General features: G+C 75.7%; 1 pseudogene. It reads right to left on the bottom strand.

Going from position 1 to position 740, the window contains the following annotated elements:
• Positions 1 to 588: pseudogene (locus tag FK498_RS18915) on the bottom strand (anthranilate synthase component I); the annotation flags it as partial.
• Positions 589 to 740: the final 152 nt, after the last annotated feature.

The following is a 740-nucleotide window of genomic DNA, read 5'->3' as shown; positions in this document are numbered from 1 at the left end:
CGCCTCGGCCGCCGCGCGCGCGGCCTCGGCATCCACGCCCGGCTGCGGGCGCACGGTGGTGGCGAAGGTGAGCGTGTCCGCCACCGTGTCGAACACCGCGACGATGGTCGGGCGCAGCAGGATGCCGTCCGGCAGGCCGAGCGGATCGGGGTTGGTCTCGGGGATGCGCTCGATGCGGCGGACGAAGTCGTAGGCGAGATAGCCGACGAGGCCCGCGCTCATCGGCGGCAGGCCGGGCGGGATCGCGACCCGGCTCTCGGCCAGCAGGCGGCGGAGCGAGGCGAGCGCCCCCACCTCCTCTTCGCGCCAGCCCTCCGGATCGGTGAGCGCGAAGCGGTTCACCTCCGCCCGATCCCCGCGCACGCGCCAGACGAGATCCGGGTCGAGCATGATGATCGAGTAGCGGCCCCGCGTGGCGCCCCCCTCGACGCTCTCGAGCAGCACCGAGTTCGGCCGCCCGGCGGCGAGCTTGATGAAGGCGGAGACCGGCGTCTCCAGGTCCGAGACCGTGGTGGTCCAGAGGAGCTGCGGCTCGCCGGCCTCGTAGCGGGCGCGGAACAGCGCCGCGTCGGGCGGCGGCGGGCTCACGGCGCCTCCCCCGCGATCAGCCGCACCGCCTGCGGGCTGATCGTCACCTCGGCCCGCTCGCGCAGCGCGCGGACGAACTGCGCCTCGAGGTCGTCCGCGAGCGCGGCCGCGATCGCCGCGCGCTGCCGCTCGATCGCCGGCGCATCCTCGGG

Source organism: Elioraea sp. Yellowstone, from assembly GCF_006704265.1.
Taxonomy (GTDB): domain Bacteria; phylum Pseudomonadota; class Alphaproteobacteria; order Acetobacterales; family Acetobacteraceae; genus Elioraea.
This window is presented reverse-complemented; position numbering and strand designations above follow the sequence as displayed.